General features: G+C 70.3%; 16 protein-coding genes and 1 pseudogene. 10 read left to right on the forward strand and 7 right to left on the reverse strand.

Annotated elements, in window-relative coordinates; all coding sequences use genetic code 11:
- Positions 1-26: 26 nt before the first annotated feature.
- A complete protein-coding gene (locus ACIQOE_RS16020) occupies positions 27-1,361 on the reverse strand; it encodes an alpha-2,8-polysialyltransferase family protein (RefSeq protein WP_401411989.1) in 1,335 nt (444 codons plus the stop codon).
- The gene (locus ACIQOE_RS16025) at positions 1,358-2,335 is read right to left on the reverse strand and encodes a glycosyltransferase family 2 protein (protein WP_351318994.1); all 978 of its coding nucleotides are present in this window, start codon (positions 2,333-2,335) and stop codon (positions 1,358-1,360) included. Before ACIQOE_RS16025 ends, ACIQOE_RS16020 begins: the two co-directional genes overlap by 4 nt.
- A 198-nt stretch (positions 2,336-2,533) precedes the next feature.
- Here ACIQOE_RS16025 and ACIQOE_RS16030 point away from each other — a divergent pair, with 198 nt between their 5' ends.
- From ACIQOE_RS16030 to ACIQOE_RS16045, 4 genes are read left to right on the forward strand one after another with little or no spacing between them, the layout of a single operon-like run.
- Positions 2,534-3,880 carry a DUF6716 putative glycosyltransferase gene (locus ACIQOE_RS16030; RefSeq protein WP_351318510.1) on the forward strand — a complete coding sequence of 449 codons (1,347 nt, stop codon included), beginning with the start codon at positions 2,534-2,536 and terminating at the stop codon, positions 3,878-3,880.
- Positions 3,881-3,939: 59 nt separating this feature from the next.
- Positions 3,940-5,208 (forward strand): N-acylneuraminate cytidylyltransferase, encoded by a 1,269-nt coding sequence (locus ACIQOE_RS16035; protein WP_351318512.1) that lies wholly within the window; start codon positions 3,940-3,942, stop codon positions 5,206-5,208.
- A gap of 15 nt (positions 5,209-5,223) precedes the next feature.
- The gene (locus tag ACIQOE_RS16040) at positions 5,224-6,159 is read left to right on the forward strand and encodes an N-acetylneuraminate synthase family protein (RefSeq protein WP_351318514.1); all 936 of its coding nucleotides are present in this window, start codon (positions 5,224-5,226) and stop codon (positions 6,157-6,159) included.
- Between the two features lie 60 nt (positions 6,160-6,219).
- On the forward strand, positions 6,220-7,365 hold the full coding sequence (locus tag ACIQOE_RS16045) for a hypothetical protein (RefSeq protein WP_351318516.1): 1,146 nt from the start codon (positions 6,220-6,222) through the stop codon (positions 7,363-7,365).
- Positions 7,366-7,408: 43 nt separating this feature from the next.
- On the opposite strand, the gene ACIQOE_RS16050 is transcribed toward ACIQOE_RS16045, so the two are convergent.
- The 3 genes from ACIQOE_RS16050 to ACIQOE_RS16060 form a co-directional block, all read right to left on the reverse strand.
- On the reverse strand, positions 7,409-7,558 hold the full coding sequence (locus ACIQOE_RS16050; protein ID WP_365554591.1) for a hypothetical protein: 150 nt from the start codon (positions 7,556-7,558) through the stop codon (positions 7,409-7,411).
- Between the two features lie 91 nt (positions 7,559-7,649).
- The gene (locus ACIQOE_RS16055; protein WP_365555114.1) at positions 7,650-7,844 is read right to left on the reverse strand and encodes a DUF397 domain-containing protein; all 195 of its coding nucleotides are present in this window, start codon (positions 7,842-7,844) and stop codon (positions 7,650-7,652) included.
- Between the two features lie 8 nt (positions 7,845-7,852).
- The gene (locus ACIQOE_RS16060) at positions 7,853-8,704 is read right to left on the reverse strand and encodes a helix-turn-helix transcriptional regulator (protein ID WP_351932865.1); all 852 of its coding nucleotides are present in this window, start codon (positions 8,702-8,704) and stop codon (positions 7,853-7,855) included.
- A gap of 191 nt (positions 8,705-8,895) precedes the next feature.
- On the opposite strand from ACIQOE_RS16060, the gene ACIQOE_RS16065 reads away from it, so the two are divergent.
- From ACIQOE_RS16065 to ACIQOE_RS16075, 3 genes and pseudogenes are all read left to right on the forward strand, one after another.
- On the forward strand, positions 8,896-9,300 hold the full coding sequence (locus ACIQOE_RS16065) for an ATP-binding protein (RefSeq protein ID WP_351318524.1): 405 nt from the start codon (positions 8,896-8,898) through the stop codon (positions 9,298-9,300).
- 36 nt (positions 9,301-9,336) lie between these two features.
- A pseudogene (locus ACIQOE_RS16070) lies at positions 9,337-9,694 on the forward strand (hypothetical protein); the annotation flags it as partial.
- Positions 9,695-9,783: 89 nt separating this feature from the next.
- Complete coding sequence (locus ACIQOE_RS16075) at positions 9,784-10,872, forward strand: glutamate--cysteine ligase (protein WP_401412530.1); 1,089 nt, start codon at positions 9,784-9,786, stop codon at positions 10,870-10,872.
- A 34-nt stretch (positions 10,873-10,906) separates the two neighbouring features.
- Here ACIQOE_RS16075 and ACIQOE_RS16080 read toward each other — a convergent pair whose 3' ends face one another.
- Positions 10,907-11,563, reverse strand: a complete 657-nt coding sequence (locus ACIQOE_RS16080) for a class I SAM-dependent methyltransferase (RefSeq protein ID WP_351318526.1) — start codon at positions 11,561-11,563, stop codon at positions 10,907-10,909.
- Between the two features lie 262 nt (positions 11,564-11,825).
- Between ACIQOE_RS16080 and ACIQOE_RS16085 the strand changes: the two genes are divergently transcribed.
- Both ACIQOE_RS16085 and ACIQOE_RS16090 read left to right on the forward strand, forming a co-directional pair.
- Positions 11,826-13,043, forward strand: a complete 1,218-nt coding sequence (locus ACIQOE_RS16085) for a M20 family metallopeptidase (protein ID WP_351318998.1) — start codon at positions 11,826-11,828, stop codon at positions 13,041-13,043.
- Positions 13,044-13,403: 360 nt separating this feature from the next.
- Positions 13,404-14,432, forward strand: coding sequence for a BMP family ABC transporter substrate-binding protein (locus ACIQOE_RS16090; RefSeq protein ID WP_365554580.1), 1,029 nt, complete (start codon positions 13,404-13,406; stop codon positions 14,430-14,432).
- 75 nt (positions 14,433-14,507) lie between these two features.
- Here the strand turns inward: ACIQOE_RS16090 and ACIQOE_RS16095 are convergent, their stop codons facing one another.
- Positions 14,508-14,849 (reverse strand): hypothetical protein, encoded by a 342-nt coding sequence (locus tag ACIQOE_RS16095; RefSeq protein WP_365554577.1) that lies wholly within the window; start codon positions 14,847-14,849, stop codon positions 14,508-14,510.
- A gap of 282 nt (positions 14,850-15,131) precedes the next feature.
- Here ACIQOE_RS16095 and ACIQOE_RS16100 point away from each other — a divergent pair, with 282 nt between their 5' ends.
- Positions 15,132-16,181, forward strand: a complete 1,050-nt coding sequence (locus ACIQOE_RS16100) for a BMP family protein (RefSeq protein WP_401411994.1) — start codon at positions 15,132-15,134, stop codon at positions 16,179-16,181.
- The last annotated feature ends 149 nt before the right edge of the window (positions 16,182-16,330 follow it).

A 16,330-nucleotide genomic window follows, 5' to 3' on the forward strand; every position in this document is an offset into this window, starting at 1 on the left:
GAAGTGATTCGGCGCTACCGGCGGAGCTACCGCCGCACCACCCGCCGCAGATTCCGCGCCCTGCGCGCCATCCGCCGCACCGTCGCGTTGCGCGGCAGGAAGCCCAGCTGGGCCGGAACCCCGCCGGGCAGCGCGAGCGAGGTCAGGCGCTTGCGCTTGAAGTACCGGATGGTGGTGTCGTTGAGGTGCTTGGACAGATAACGCTCGGTCTCCCGGCGCAGCTGCGGATAGATCTTCGGCTGCATCGCGAAGCTCATCGCACGGAGCAGCGCGCTCAGCTCCTCGACCGTCAGCAGCGCGCGCTGCTCCTCGACGGCCTTGCGGTCGGTGAGCGAGGGCAGCAGCGCGTCCACGACGGTGACCGGGACGCGGTTGCTGTTCTCGTACGGGACGAGCTTGTCCAGCAGCGTGTCGGTGCCGACCCGGGCGGTCGGCAGGCCGTACAGCGCGGACGCGGTCAGCAGCGCGGTCGAGAAGCAGCCGACGACCAGCGCGGGGCGCATCCGCTGGTACAGCACCTCGGCGAGGACCGTGGTGTCCAGGACGGTGAGCTCGACCTTGAGCTTCTCGGCCTCCTGCTCCAGGGTCCGCGCGAAGCGGGCCGGTGCGGAGGGGTGCGGCTTGAACACGACCTTGGTGTGGCCGAGTTCGACGGCGCCCCGCAACATCCGCACGTGCAGGTCCTCCTCCTGTTCGGGGGAGAGGATGCCGAGCGCGGAGAGGTACTGGCCGAGCAGCAGGGCCGGTTCCTCGATCTGCGGCAACTCGTCGCCGCCGGGCGCGAGTTCGGCCAGCACCTTGGTGAAGGCGGCGGTCGGCACGACCTCGGCGGGGACGCCGAACTCGGTGAGCAGCATCGGCTTCAGGCCCGGCACCAGGTCCAGGTGGAGGACCCGGTCCACGCGGGTGCCGACCAGCGGGTCGATCTTGTTGCGGGTCGGGCCGTAGCTCATCAGGCCGTCGGCGTAGACCGTGACCGGGGCGCCGGTGAAGATCTGGGTGAGGCTGAGCGAGGGGTTTACCTGGATCGACTCGACGGCGAACTCGACGTCGTCGTCACCGAGCCGCCACTCGTGGCGCAGGAAGCGTTCCCACAGCGGGAAGTCCTCCAGGCGCGGGGCCCAGCCGCCCGGGTGGAACGGGAAGATCGTCTCGTTGTACGAGATCACCTCGTCGAAGCGGTCGCGCAGCCGCTCGAAGCCCGGCGCCGCGTCCAGCCCCGGGGTGGTCTCCGGGGTGGCCGCGTTGTTGCAGACCAGCAGGATGCGCCGGTCGGCCGGGCCGAAGGCGCCGGAGTCCAGGGCGGCGGCGAGGGTGGCCGTGCCGTAGAGGGTGGACGCCTGGAAGATCTGGGTGGTCACGCGGCGGCTCCCGCGGGAGCGGGACGGCGGCGCAGCCGGCGCAGCTTGGTGGCGCGCTGGAGGTCCATGGAGTCCAGGGCCTCGTCCAGCACGTCCTGCGGCATGCGCCGCAGTGCTGCGGCACTCATGGATTTCAGCTTTTTCGCCACCGCGGGCTCGAACCTTTCGATGGATCCCAGGTGATGGGAAATGATGGCGCAGTAGGTGCGGACGGCCTTCGGCAGGAGTTCCTTCGCGTCCGCGTCCTGTGCGGTTTCCTCGATCACCTGGTCGAACGCGCGAATGAAATCGAGCTGACGGACGTCGCCGATCTGCGTGAGTGACGAGGCTACGCCACGCCGATAGAAGACGCCGAGCAGGTTCACCGCGGCGAAGGACTCGGCCTCCCGGTGCAGTTTCCAGATCCACGGCCGGTCCTCGGCCGTGCGCAGCCCGTCCGTGAAGTGGACGAGGCCCTTGTCCACCAGGCGGCGGTGGTAGATCCCCGCCCACGCGTACGCGTAGTCGACGGAGGTCGACCGGTCGGCCGGCAGGATCGCCTCCCGGGGGTTCAGGACGGTGTTGCGGCGGCCGACCGGAACCCGGTGCACGACCCGGGCGCGCGCCGTGCACTGCACATGGTCGGTGCGGACGAAGTCGCAGCCCAGCGACTCGATGGCGGCCACCAGGTCCGGGTAGTAGCCGGGCGCGAGCCAGTCGTCGCCGTCCAGGAAGGTGACGTACTCGCCGCGCGCTTTGTCGATGCCGGTGTTGCGCGCGGTGGCCAGCCCCCCGTTCAGCTCGTGTCTGACATGGACCGCGCCTGGCAGCTCGCGCTCTGCTCGCGCGAGAATCTCGGGTGTCCCGTCGGTCGAGCAGTCGTCGACGAGAATGAATTCGAAGTCCTCACGCGCGTTCGCGCGCAGGCTCCTCAGGGTGTCGGGCGCGTATTGCTGCACGTTGTAGAACGGCACGATGACGGAGAGCTTGACCACGTGAGGGACGTTAGAGGGGTGCCCGTCATCCGTCTTGTCTGTTGTCTTGACACCAGGTGAACGACGTGTGTCGAAGCTATGAATCAGGGCTTTTTCGAGCCTTATCCCGGGCTGATTCGCCATTCGGCGATGTGTTGTTAACCCTTTGTTGGATTCGGGTTCGGGAGATCCTTGGAATGGCTTCCTAGCGTCTGGGATGTGCCAGCAAGTGCAACGAAGACCCTGCGGGTGGCCGTCCTGGCGGACTCCGACACTCGGTGGAAGTGGGGAGCGCTCACCGCGAAGCGCCTCGTTCCCGACGAAACCGACCGTACGGAGGTCCGGCTCGACGGCTACCTCCTGCGGGGCCGTGCCACCCCCACCGCCCGCCAGCTCCAGGAGGTCGGCGTCCACGCGGACTCGCTCCGCGAAGTGACGGCCGTCGAGTTCCTGCGTGCCATGGAGCGGGGCCCCGAGGGCTCCGAGGGCACGGAGTCGTACGACGTCCTCGTCCTCTCGCTCGTCGGCGGCGGGGTGCAGGCGATGCTGCACGGACTGCGCGGCGTCTTCGCCGGCCGTGCCAAGCGGCCCGTCGTCGTCACCGGCTACGTCGGCGTCGTCTACGAGAAGCTCGCCGACGGCCTGCTGCTGCGGCACGGCGCGGACCTGGTCCTCGCCAACTCCCGCCAGGACGCGGACCGGTTCCGGGCCGTGTACGACGGGGTCGGCGCCGACTCCTCCTCGGTGACCGAGGTCGCGCTGCCGTTCCTCGGCGGCGAGCCCTACGAGGGCGAACACGAGCCCTACACCGTGGTGTTCGCGGCCCAGCCCTCGGTCCCCGAGAGCCGCAAGGACCGTGCCTACCTGCTCGACCGCCTCATCCAGCACGCCCGCCGGCACCCGGCGCGGGAGGTGCTGCTCAAGCTGCGCTCCAAGCCCGGCGAGCACACCACCCACATCGAGGAACTGCCGTACCAGAAGCTGGTCCAGGGCAAGGACGTGCCCGCCAACTTCCGCCTGGTGTACGGGCACATGGGCGAGGTGCTCGACCGCACGGACCTCCTCGTCACCGTCAGCTCGACGGCCGCCCTGGAGGCCCTGCACCGGCGGATCCCCACCGTGGTCCTCACCGACCTCGGGGTCCGCGAGACGCTCGGCAACCACCACTTCGTCGGCTCCGGCTGCCTCGCCTCCTGGGACCAGCTCGACGCCGGACACCGCCCGGTGCCCGACGCCGAGTGGGTCGCCCGGCAGGGGGTCGCCGCCGACGGCTCGTACGCCACCGCGTTCGACGCCGGCCGCGAGCGGATCGCCAAGCTGCTCGCCCGGCCCGGCGGCCTGCCGCCCCTGAACCCGTACTACACACCCGAGACCGCGCCCGGCTACCTGCCCGGCATCCTGGCCCGCCACCACCTCGGCCCCGACGGCGTACCGCTGCCCGGTGCGCCCGCCGCCGACAAGGCGCCGGGACCCGTCCGACAGATCGTGCGCCGGGCCGCACGCGGCGCCTACCGCCACGGCGTCCAGCGGGTGGCCCCCGTGATCCGACGAATGGGAGAGCTGTGAGCGACCGGATCCCGACCCAGGCGTCGTCGGCGCCTGACGGACTCGAAGGAACAGAGCCGATGCCCCACCCCGAGAAGGCCGTCGTACCCCGGGTACTGGCCGTGATCCCCGCGCGCGGCGGATCCAAGGGCGTGCCCGCGAAGAACCTGCTGCCGGTCGGCGGCGTCCCGCTGGTCGCCCGCGCCGTCCGCGAGTGCCGGGCCTCCCGCCTGGTGACCGACGTCGTCGTCTCCACGGACGACCAGGCGATCGCCGCTGCCGCCCGGTCCGCCGGCGCCGAGGTGGTGCTGCGCCCCGCCGCCATCGCCGGTGACACCGCCACCTCCGAGGCCGCCGTCCTGCACGCCATGGACGCCCACGAGGCGCTGCACGGCGCCCCGGTCGACGTGGTGCTGCTCGTGCAGTGCACCAGCCCGTTCATCATCCGCGAGGACATCGACGGCGTGGCCGGCGCGATCGTCGAGAACGGCGCCGACACCGCCCTGACCGTGGCTCCCTTCCACGGCTTCGTCTGGCGCGACGAGGTGGACGCCCCGGTGCCGGCCGGTGCCGGCGCGGCCTCGGCGGACGGCGGCTCCGCGGCCAGTGGCGGCTTCGGCGTCAACCACGACAAGTCGTTCCGCCCCCGCCGCCAGGACCGCCCGCAGGACTTCCTGGAGACCGGCGCCGCCTACGCGATGCGTGCCGGCGGCTTTCGCGAGCACCGGCACCGCTTCTTCGGCCACACCGAGCTGGTGCGCACCGACCCGGCCCGCGTGCTGGAGATCGACGACCCGCACGACCTGGCCCGCGCCCGCGCGCTGGCCGGCCTCTTCGACGCGGACCGCCCCGGTTCGCTGCCGACCGCCGACGACATCGACGCGGTCGTACTGGACTTCGACGGCACCCAGACCGACGACCGGGTGCTGATCGACGCCGATGGAAAGGAGTTCGTCTCCGTGCACCGCGGCGACGGACTCGGCATCGCCGCCCTGCGAAAGAGCGGGCTCAAGATGCTGATCCTCTCCACGGAGCAGAACCCGGTCGTCGCCGCCCGGGCCCGGAAGCTACAGATCCCGGTCCTGCACGGCATCGACCGCAAGGACCTCGCACTCAAGCAGTGGTGCGAGGAGCAGGGCATCGCTCCCGAGCGCGTGCTCTACGTCGGAAACGACGTCAATGACCTCCCGTGCTTCGCCCTCGTGGGCTGGCCCGTGGCGGTCGCGAGCGCCCACGACGTCGTACGCGGCGCCGCACGCGCGGTCACCACCGTCCCGGGTGGCGACGGCGCGATCCGAGAGATCGCCAGCTGGATCCTCGGCCCCTCTCTCGATTCCCTCCCGAAGTAAGGACACCCCACAGTCATGAGCAACTCCCGCCTGCGCCAGTTCGGTTCCCGTGAGGTCGGTCCCGGCAAGCCCGTCTACATCTGCGGCGAGATCGGCATCAACCACAACGGTGAGCTGGAGAACGCCTTCAAGCTGATCGACGTCGCCGCCGAGGCCGGCTGTGACGCCGTCAAGTTCCAGAAGCGCACCCCGGAGATCTGCACCCCGCGCGACCAGTGGGACATCGAGCGGGACACCCCCTGGGGCCGCATGACCTACATCGACTACCGCCACCGCGTGGAGTTCGGCGAGGACGAGTACCGTCAGATCGACGAGTACTGCAAGAGCAAGAACATCGCCTGGTTCGCCTCCCCGTGGGACACCGAGGCCGTCGCCTTCCTGGAGAAGTTCGACGTCCCGGCCCACAAGGTGGCCTCCGCGTCCCTGACGGACGACGAGCTGCTGAAGGCGCTGCGCGCCACCGGCCGTTCGGTCATCCTCTCCACCGGCATGTCGACCCCGAAGCAGATCCGCCACGCGGTCGAGGTCCTCGGTTCCGAGAACATCCTCATGTGCCACGCCACCTCGACGTACCCGGCGAAGGCCGACGAGCTGAACCTCCGCGTGATCAACACGCTGGAGAAGGAGTACCCGAACGTGCCGATCGGCTACTCCGGCCACGAGACGGGTCTGCAGACCACCCTCGCCGCGGTCGCGCTCGGCGCCACCTTCGTCGAGCGTCACATCACCCTCGACCGCGCCATGTGGGGCTCCGACCAGGCCGCCTCCGTGGAGCCGCAGGGCCTGACCCGTCTGGTCCGCGACATCCGCATCATCTCCGAGTCCCTCGGTGACGGCGTCAAGAAGGTCTACGACTCCGAGCTCGGCCCGATGAAGAAGCTGCGCCGCGTTCCCGGTGTCGTCGCCGAGGCGGAGATCGCCGCGGCCGCCGGCGAGCCGGTCCAGGTCTGACCCCGCCGAGAACCTGAAGTTACGTCTGTTGTGTTACGACGACGGGACGGTCGTACGTCGATGAGCCTCCGCGCCGGGAACCCCGGCCCCCACACACTCGCGTTCGTCGAGAGTCCGGTGCAGCTGCTGAACGTGCTGGAGTGGGCCCATGTCCACGCCCTGCGCGGGGCGGTGGAGCCGGTGCCGACGGTGCCCTCGCAGGGCCGTCGCGCATCGGTCGCCATAGCGGCGGCGGCACCCGGCGCGGAACTCACGATCGTCGTCCTGTCCCCGACGGACCCCATGACCCGGGGCCAGCTGCGCCGGATGGCGGACCTGGCCCGTGACGAGGGCTACCGGGTCCGCTGGGAGGAAGCACGGGGCGGCACCGCCGCTCCCTTCCACACGATCGGCGGCCTGGCGGGCTCGCTCCGCCGGGCCGACCGCATCGTGATGGGAGACCCCTTCTCCCGCTACGTGCAGCTGCTCCTGACCATCACCCGCGCCCGTGACCTGGTCGTCGTCGACGACGGCACGGCCACGATGGAGTTTGTCGCCCAGCTGGCACGCGGCGAACGCCTGGTCCGCTGGCACCGCAAGGGCGGCCGGCCGGGCGCCCGGGACCTGCTCTTCGCGCCCGTCTCCTCCTCCGCGCGCCGCCGCCTCACGCCGAGCGACCGCCGCCGGGTGGAGGTCTTCTCCTCCATGCCGGTGACCGAGACCCCGGCGGGCGTGACGGTCACCGCGAACGACTTCGGCTGGACCCGCGCCCGCTTCGGCCCGCCGCGCATCACCAAGGGCGCCGACATGGTCGGCACCTCGCTGGTGGAGACCGGCGTCGTGGACGGCGAGCGCTACCTCCAGGCCGTCCAGACCCTGGCGAAGGCGCACGGCGCGACCCGCTACTTCGCGCACCGCCGCGAGAGCACCGACAAGCTCCACCGCCTGGCCGCCGAGACGGGCCTGGAGATAGTCCGCCCGGACCTCCCCCTCGAACTGATCGCCCGCCGCGGCCCGATCGGCCGCACGATCCTGAGCTTCCCCTCCACGGTCGTCCACACCCTCCCGCTGGCCCTGGCCGGCACCGGCGTCCGCGTCGCCGTCTGCGACATCGACCCGGCCTGGCTGACGGAGAACGCCTCCCCCCGAGCCCAGGGCTTCCTCTCCGGCGTCACCGGCACGGCAAAGGACGTCCACCGCCTGACGACGGTGGCCAGTCCGGTGTAGCCGGAGGCCTCCGGCGGGGTGCGCCCCCGCCGGGGACCCGGGGTCAGGGCGCCGGGACGAAGGCGGGGTCGACGCCCAGCGCGGCCACGCCCTCGCGCACGCGACGGTCGAAGCGCCTGATCTCCGACACGAGGTCGGCCCAGCCGACGGGCGCGGACCGGAAGGCCGGCGGGCGGACGGAGCCCGCAGCCAAGCGCCGGCTGGTACGCCGGCTCGGCGACCGGGAACTGCTCCTCGGACCACATCACCCGCCCCTTGACGTGGCTGGACGGCGCAGCACGGGTTCACCAGCGGCCTGGAGAGCCTTTGAGCGCGTCGAGGAACACGGCGAAGGAGGCGGACGGGAAGGTGAGGGTGGCGGTGGGGGCCTTGGAGTCGCGGATGGATATGTGGGTGGGGCGAGTGGTGATCTCCAGGCAGTTGTTGCCGTCGCCGCCACCGGAGTAGGACGACTTCTGCCAGGTGTCGGGAGCGGTCACGGTGAGTCTCACAGTTCCTTGGCCAGTCCGTGGATGAAGTCACGGGATCGGACGGGGTCGAGCGACGCGGCTTCCACTCTACGAAAGAGCGTTCGCAGTACGCCCAGTTGAGCCTCGGAGTCGATGAGCCCGGTGCCGTCGGGATGGTCACGGACGGCGGTGTCCAGCTTGGGTACGGCACCTCCCGCAAGCATCATCGGGCTCCAGGCCCCGCCGAAGCCGTCCAGTTCGAAGGTGATGACGCGCACAGTGATGTGGTCGGCCTCGGACAGTTCCAGGACCTGGGCGAGCTGCGTTCGCGAAGTGAGGCGATCACCGACCTTGATGCGGAGCGCGGCTTCATGGACGACTGCCTCGTAGGGGAGGGGGCCGGGCCCGCCGAGCACGACCTTGCGTCGCATGCGGTGCCGCACCCGTAGCTCCAGCTCCTCCTCGGGCAGTTCGGGAATCCTCGAAGAGAACGCCGCGCGGGCGTAGTCCTCCGTCTGGAGCAGGCCCGGCACGACCAGGAACTCCACATCCCGCCGGTACGTCGCGTGGTGTTCCAGCTCGGCGAGGTCGAGGAATGACGTCGGCAGCAGTTCCCGGTACTCCTCCCACCAGCCTCGCGTGCGGTCGGTCGCCATGGTCACCAGTGCCTCGATGAGTTCGTGGTCCGAGCAGGAGTAGTTGGACGCGAGGCGGCGCAGCCGGTTCTCGCTCACCCCTGACAGGCCGGACTCGATCTGACTGATGTGCGGAGGGCTCACGCCGAGCAGTTTCGCCGCCTCCCGAGCGCTGAGGCCCGCTGCATCTCGAAGCTTGCGCAGCTCGCCGGCCAGACGCATCTGACGTGCTGTCGGTTCGGCCCTCAACGCCATCGGCCGGTCCTCTCAACACTTCGGGGAAGTCGACTCGTTCGGGTGCCAGATTACGCGACCGGGTTGCTTCGCATTAACAGTTATGTCTACCGTCGGTGACGCACTGAACACGATGCGGAAGTGCACCGCACGACCGTGCGGCGATGCCACCGTGCGTGAAATCCCCCTCAACTGACCGGAGTTGATGACGCATGCCCGAAACCTGGGACTACACGCTGTCCGTCCCGAACGACCTGAGAGCGGTCACGATCTGCCGCCGCACCCTGCGCCTGATCCTGACGATGCACGGCCTGATCGGCCTCGCCGACACCGCCGAGCTGCTCGCGGCGGAGCTGGTGTCCAACGCCGTACGGCACACGAAGGGCGCCGCCGCACTGAGGGTCCGGCGCTCCCCGGAGGGCGTCGTGTGGATCGGGGCGTGGGACGCGGATCCCGTGCCTCCGGAACCGCCGGGGTCGTTGGAGACGGTGACGGATCGCGAAGCGGGGCGGGGACTGGGGCTGGTGGCGGCGTGCGCCGACTGCTGGGGCTGGCAGCCGTCCGCGCGGTTCGGGAACCGGGGCAAGTACGTGTGGTGTGAGCTGGGGGTGGCGTGATGGTGGGGTCGACGCACGAGGCGTTGCACCGGATCTTCCAGAAGCAGCACGACGGCGCGGTGGGCGGCCCGGCCGATTCAGCTGGGGCTGCGGGGCTGGGAGTCGCTGACAGTGCGTCCGCTGGTGCTGGGACCTGATGACGGCGATCCAGTACTTCTGGCGCCACCCGCTGGCGGAGCAGGTGCGTGAGGAAGGACGCGAGGAAGGGCGGGAGGAAGGCCGCGTGCAGGAGCGGGCCGACATGGTGCTGCGGCTCCTGGAGTGGCGGGGCGTCCCGGTGGGCGACGCCGTGCGCCGGCAGGTGTACGCCTGCGGTGATCTGGACCGGCTGGAGAGCTGGGCCCAGCGGGCCATGCACGTCACGGACGCGGCGGAGCTGTTCGCCCCCGAGTGAGGGGCACAGGTGTCCTCCCGGCCGCCCGGGGAAGTCGGAGGGCGGAGGCCGCCGCGTTCGGTGGTGGCACGGGTGGAGGGTGGGTGCGGGTGCGTACCGTCGGCGTGGAGGAGGAGCTTCTGCTCGTCGACCCCGAGTCGGGGGAGCCCAAGGCGTCGGCGGCCGCGGTGCTGGCCCGGGCCGCGCTGGCGGATCCCGGGCAGGACGTGTTCGAGAAGGAGCTCTACGGGCAGATGCTGGAGTTCGCCACCCGGCCGCAGTCGGAGATGGCGGACCTCGGCCAGGAGATCGTGCGGTGCCGCAAGGAGGCCGCGCGGCTCGCCGGCGACCTCGGCTGCACCGTCGCCGCGCTCGCCAGCTCCCCGCTGCCCGTCAGCCCCTCCTTCAGCGCGAACCGCCGCTACCGGTGGATGGCCGAGCAGTACGGGATCGCCACCCGGGAACAGCTCGTCTGCGGATGTCATGTGCACGTTTCGGTGGAGTCGGACGAGGAGGGCGTCGCCGTCCTGGACCGGGTGCGGACCTGGCTGCCCGTGCTCACCGCCGTCAGCGCCAATTCACCCTTCTGGCAGGGCCGCGACTCCGGATACGCCAGCTACCGCAGCCGGGTCTGGGCCCGCTGGCCGTCCGCCGGGCCGGCCGAGCTGTTCGGGTCCGCGGAGCGCTACCACCGGCTGGTCGCGGACATGGTCGCCACCGGCGTCATCCTGGACGAGGGCATGGTCTACTTCGACGCCCGGCTCGCCCAGCGCTACCCCACCGTCGAGATCCGGGTCGCCGACGTCTGCCTGCGCGCCGGGACCGCCGTGCTCGTGGCCGCCCTGGCACGCGCGCTCGTGGAGACCGCCGCCCGGGAGTGGCGGGCCGGACGCGAACCCGTCGACCACGGCGTCGGCCCGGCCCGGATGGCCGGCTGGCGCGCCGCCCGCTCGGGCCTCGGCGGCGACCTGCTCGACCCCGTCACCCTGCGCCCCGGTCCGGCCGAGGCGGTCCTGAACGCCCTCCTGGACCACACCCGGGACGCGCTGACCGCCACCGGCGACCTGGAACTGGCCGAGGAGGGCCTGCACCGGCTGCTGCGGGACGGCACCGGCGCCGACGAACAACGCCACGTGTTCGAGGACACGGGCAGCCTGCGCGACGTCGTCACGGAGTGTGCCCGCCGTACTCAGACCTGAGCGCGGACCCGTCGCCCCGGTCCGCGCGCCCCCCTCACCCCGGCTTGCGGGCCAGGACGAAGGCGCGGGGCCATTTCTCCTCGTCCTGCGGTTCGCGGATCAGGGTGGCCGTCACCTCCAGGCCCGCCTTGACGAGCATGTCGCTCACCACGTACGCCGGGCGCCAGTGGTAGTGCAGGTCGATGCGGTGGCCGAAGCGTTCGGTGAGGTGGAGGCCGGGCCGCTCGCTCTTCTGGAACGCCAGCAGGACATGGCCGCCGGGGACCAGGGCGCGGTGGAAGCCGGCGAAGGTCGCCGGGAGGTGGGCGTCCGGCACGTGGATGATCGAGTAGAGGGCGAGGATGCCGCCGAGCGTCCCGTCCGGCAGGTCCAGGGACGTCATCGACCCCCGGTGGAAGCGCAGCGCCGGATACGCCTCGCGGGCCAGCGAGACCATGGCGGGGGAGAGGTCGACGCCGAAGGCCGGGACCCCCAGTTCGTGCAGGTGGGCGGTGATGTGGCCGGGGCCGCTGCCCAGGTCGGCCACGGGGGCGGCGCCGTTCGCCCTGACCAGCTGGGCGAACGCGCCGACCAGCGACATGTCCACGGGTCGTTCCGGGAGGCCCGGGTACGCGGCGGAGTAGTCCTTGGCGATCGCGTCGTAGGACGTACGGGTGGTTTCTATGAAGTCGGTCGTCTCCGAGTCGGTCACGCTCGCGCACGCTACCGGCCAGGCGTGGCCGGGCGTACCGAAGTGGCCGCCGCGGCCCGGTGCCCGTCCCGGACGGTGGACAGAAACGGCGTGATTGCCGTCAGGCGTGGTATCCGTGGAAGAGGAAACATAGGTTTTACCCAGCCACGTCCGAGGTCATGCCATCGCGGTCAGATTTTCTCCCCCTAACGGGCTGAACTTTTGTTGATCTCGGGGCAGTTGACCCCTCGGGCGTCCTACCCTTCAGAGGGTGAACCAATTGATGTCCCTAGAGACCGAGGCCGACCTCCCAGGGGATGTGCTCCCCGGTGTGCTCAGTGCGGAACTGCACGCCGAACTCGTAGCCTTCCGCCGCGACCTGCACATGCATCCCGAGCTGGGCAACCAGGAGTTCCGCACCACCGCCGCGATCAAGGAACGGCTGGAAAAGGCCGGTCTGCGGCCCCGGGTGCTCGCCATGGGAACCGGGCTCGTCTGTGACATCGGGCCCGAGGCCGACGGGCTGCCCGTGCTCGCCCTGCGCGCCGACATCGACGCGCTGCCCATCCCGGACATGAAGACCGAGTGCGCCTACCGCTCCACCGTGCCGGACCGGGCGCACGCCTGCGGCCACGACGTGCACACCGCCGTGGTGCTGGGCGCCGGGCTCGTCCTCGCCGAGCTGCACGAGCGGGGGCTGCTGCCGCGGCCGGTACGGCTGCTCTTCCAGCCCGCCGAGGAGGTGCTGCCCGGCGGTGCCGCCGACGCCATCGAGTCCGGCGTGCTGGACGGCGTGGGCCGGATCATCGCCGTGCACTGCGACCCGCGCGTGGACGCGGGGCGGATCGGGCTGCGCACCGGCGCCATCACCAGCGCCTGCGACCGCATCGAGGTGGCGCTGGACGGGCCCGGCGGGCACACCGCGCGGCCGCACCTCACCACCGACATGGTCACCGCGGCCGCCCGGGTCGCCGTCGACGTGCCTGCGCTCATCGCGCGGCGCGTGGACAGCCGCAGCGGGCTCGCCGTGACCTGGGGCCGGATCGAGTCCGGGCACGCGCCCAACGTCATCCCGCAGCACGCCGAGCTCTCCGGGACCGTGCGGTGCCTGGACCTGGCCGCCTGGCGGCAGGCGCCGGACGTGGTGCACGCGGCGATCGACGAGGTCGCCACCCTGCACCGGGCCAAGTCGGAGATCAACTACGTGCGCGGGGTGCCGCCGGTCGTCAACGACGCGGTCGTCACCGAACTGCTCCGGGACGCGATGACCGCCCGGCGCGGCACCGACTCGATCGAGACCACCGAGCAGAGCCTCGGCGGCGAGGACTTCTCCTGGTACCTGGAGCGGGTGCCGGGCGCGCTGGCGCGGCTCGGGGTGCGCACGCCGGGCGAGCGGACCGTACGCGACCTGCACCAGGGCGACTTCGACGCCGACGAGCACGCGATCACCGTCGGGGTCGAGCTGTTCACGGCCGCCGCCCTCATCGACGCGACCCGCTAGACCGGCGCCCTCGTCGACGCGATCCGCCGGACCGGCGCCCCGTCGACGCACGCCCCACCGGGCCGCCGCGGAACGGCCGCTCCGCCCTGGAGGAGGAGGGTGCCCGATCGGCACCCCTTCGTCCCCTTGTGTCACCCCGGCGTAACCGATGATCTCTTCTTGTAACCCGGGGTCGGCACGGTTCGATAACGGCCAGGAGAAACCCCGTTCCCCTTCCCTTCTACGCGCGTTACTGTGCGCCGAAATCGCCACCGTGGGTGGACGGTTGGGCAAGCGGGCCGGTGACGGTGCCGTGGGGACGAAGGGGTGCTTGCTGTGCGTCATATCTCGGGTCGGAGGACTCGGTTCTCCCAGACTGCGGTGACCGTTGCCGTCATCGCCCTCGCGGCCGCCGGGTGCGGCAAGTCCAGCTCGGACAGTGCCGGCGACACCAGCTCGTCCGGCAAGTACAACGGCAAGGGCATCGGTCTCGCGTACGACATCGGCGGCAAGGGCGACCAGTCCTTCAACGACGCCGCGTACTCCGGTTTCCAGAAGGCGGAGAAGGACTTCGGCATAGGCGGCCGGGACATCGAGCCCGCCGACAACGAGACCGACGCCGACAAGATCCAGCGCCTCGACGAACTCGCCAAGGCCGGCTACAACCCGATCATCGGCGTCGGCTTCGTGTACGCCCCCGCGGTCAAGGAAGTCGCCGCCAAGTACCCGAAGATCACCTTCGGCGTCATCGACGACAACGAGGTGAAGGCCGACAACGTCGTGGACATGGTGTTCGCGGCGGAGCAGTCCTCGTACCTCGCCGGCGTCGCCGCGGCGTCCGCCACCAAGAAGGACCACATCGGCTTCATCGGCGGCGTCGACGTCCCGCTCATCCACACCTTCGAGGCCGGTTTCGACCAGGGCGCCAAGTCGGTCAACCCGAAGATCAAGATCGAGTCGCAGTACCTGACCCAGACGGCCCAGGAGGGCGGCTTCTCCAGCCCCGACAAGGGCAAGGCCGCCGCGCAGGGGCAGATCGACGCCGGCGCCGACGTCATCTACCACGCGGCCGGCCTCTCCGGTCAGGGCGTGATCGAGGCCGCCGCCACCGCCAAGGTGTGGGCGATCGGCGTCGACTCGGACCAGTACGCGCAGGACGCGCTCGCCAAGTACAAGGACTACATCCTCGGCTCGGCACTGAAGAACGTCGGCGGCGCGGTCTACGACCTGGTGAAGTCGGTCCACGAGGGCAAGCCCGAGGCCGGTGTCGTCAACGGCACCCTCAAGACCGGCGGCGTCGGCTTCGCGGACACCAACCCGAAGTACAAGGCCATGACCAAGGTCGTCGCGGCCGTCGACAAGGCCAAGCAGGACATCATCGACGGCAAGGTCACCGTCAACACCAAGTGAGCACCGCCTGAGTACGGCGTGAGGCCCGGCCGGGACGTCCCGGCCGGGCCTCACGCGTTCACCGGTACCCGAAGGTCAGAGCCGGTCCGTCTCGACGCTCATCTTGTACACCTCGACGCCGGACTTCTTGGTGTCCGTGGTGCAGACACCCTTGGAGGTCTCGCCGTCGCGGGTGTTGACCCACTTGCCGTAGACGTTGAAGGTATTGCCGGTCGGGCCGATGCAGACGACCTTGACCCGGTGCGTGTCGAAGCGGGTGTCTCCCCCGGTGCACTTGCCGTAGCCGGTCGCCCGGTCCGCGGACGTCCAGGTGCTGCAGTTCGTCGACGCCATCGCGGGCGTCGCCACCCCCACCACGGCGGCGGACAGCACGATTCCGACACCCGCCGAAGCGGCCGCGAGCTTACGCAGTTTCATGATCCTCCCCAAGGATCCAAAAGGCTTCCGCAGGTGGTCTGCCTGCGGAAATGCTTGTTTCGATCATCGATCCTGCCGCAGGACCTCCGGTGAAAGATCCCTCCGTGGGCGGATCTTCCGTCCGCGTTGGACTGGTACATGACACGGGTGCGTGCGGTGGCGAAGGTTCAAAACGGTCGCATAACGCTCTGGCAATTTGGGGTTCTCTGATATGTCTACGCGCGTTACGCTGCGGCGGAACCAGCGCCTGGAATGGGCGCTTGCACGAAGGAGTCTCGTTCCATGCGCCGGGTGTCCCGTATAGCGGTTGCAGGCGTTGCAACCGCAGCTCTTGCCGTCACCGTCTCCGCCTGTGGCGGCTCGTCCACCGAGTCCACCGGCGGCAGCGCCAAGTCCAAGGGCGTCGGTCTCGCCTACGACGTCGGCGGCAAGGGTGACCAGTCCTTCAATGATGCCGCCTACGCCGGCTTCCAGAAGGCCGAGAAGGACTTCGGCGTCGGCGGCCGGGACGTGGAGCCCCAGGACGGCGAGTCCGACGCGGACAAGGTGCAGCGCCTGGAGACGCTGGCCCGCTCCGGCTACAACCCGGTCATCGGCGTCGGCTTCGCCTACGCCCCGGCCGTCAAGGAGGCCGCGGCGAAGTTCCCGAAGGTCTCCTTCGGCATCATCGACGACGACAAGACCCAGGCGTCCAACGTCGCCGACATGGTCTTCCACGAGGAGGAGTCCTCGTACCTGGCCGGCGTCGCCGCGGCCAAGGTGACCAAGAAGAACCACATCGGCTTCATCGGCGGCGTGGACGTCCCGCTGATCCACAAGTTCCAGGCGGGCTTCGTCCAGGGCGCCCAGTCGGTGAACCCGAAGATCAAGGTCGAGTCGCAGTACCTGACCCAGACGGCCCAGGAGGGCGGCTTCTCCAGCCCCGACAAGGGCGAGGCCGCCGCCGATGGCCAGATCAGCGCCGGCGCCGACGTGCTCTACGCCGCCGCCGGTCTGTCCGGCCAGGGTGTCATCAAGTCCGCCGCCGGCCACAAGGTGTGGGCCATCGGCGTGGACTCCGACCAGTACAACCAGAGCCCGCTGGCGCAGTACAAGAAGTACATCCTGACCTCGGCCCTGAAGAACGTCGAGGGTGCGGTGTACGACCTCGCCAAGTCCGTCATCAAGGACAAGAAGCCGCTGTCGGGCGTCGTCCGCGGCGCGCTGGACAACGGCGGCGTCGGCCTGGCCGACTCCAACCCGGTCTTCAAGAACAACGCCGCCATCCAGGCCGCGCTCAAGAAGGCCGAGGCGGGCATCAAGGACGGCTCGATCGTGGTCAAGACCTCCTGACCCGACGGTCATGATCATGCCGTAGGCATGGCCAAAAAGACGCTGTAATGGCAGCGTTACGGCCACGGAACGGGGTGCGGGCAGGATCTTCCTCCCGTGCCCCTGCCGTAGACCCGGATCCCTACGGGCTGCGGCGGGAAGTCCCTCGT

The sequence above is a fragment of the Streptomyces sp. NPDC091282 genome (assembly GCF_044757385.1).
GTDB lineage: Bacteria > Actinomycetota > Actinomycetes > Streptomycetales > Streptomycetaceae > Streptomyces > Streptomyces gramineus.

Excerpts from the sequence above, each read along its gene's own strand:
- ACIQOE_RS16035 (WP_351318512.1), top strand. The coding sequence starts at position 3,940 with ATGCCCCACCCCGAGAAGGCCGTCGTACCCCGGGTACTGGCCGTGATC.
- ACIQOE_RS16040 (WP_351318514.1), top strand. The coding sequence starts at position 5,224 with ATGAGCAACTCCCGCCTGCGCCAGTTCGGTTCCCGTGAGGTCGGTCCC.
- ACIQOE_RS16045 (WP_351318516.1), top strand. The coding sequence starts at position 6,220 with ATGAGCCTCCGCGCCGGGAACCCCGGCCCCCACACACTCGCGTTCGTC.
- ACIQOE_RS16060 (WP_351932865.1), bottom strand. The coding sequence starts at position 8,704 with ATGGCGTTGAGGGCCGAACCGACAGCACGTCAGATGCGTCTGGCCGGC.
- ACIQOE_RS16065 (WP_351318524.1), top strand. The coding sequence starts at position 8,896 with ATGCCCGAAACCTGGGACTACACGCTGTCCGTCCCGAACGACCTGAGA.
- ACIQOE_RS16085 (WP_351318998.1), top strand. The coding sequence starts at position 11,826 with ATGTCCCTAGAGACCGAGGCCGACCTCCCAGGGGATGTGCTCCCCGGT.
- ACIQOE_RS16095 (WP_365554577.1), bottom strand. The coding sequence starts at position 14,849 with ATGAAACTGCGTAAGCTCGCGGCCGCTTCGGCGGGTGTCGGAATCGTG.
- ACIQOE_RS16100 (WP_401411994.1), top strand. The coding sequence starts at position 15,132 with ATGCGCCGGGTGTCCCGTATAGCGGTTGCAGGCGTTGCAACCGCAGCT.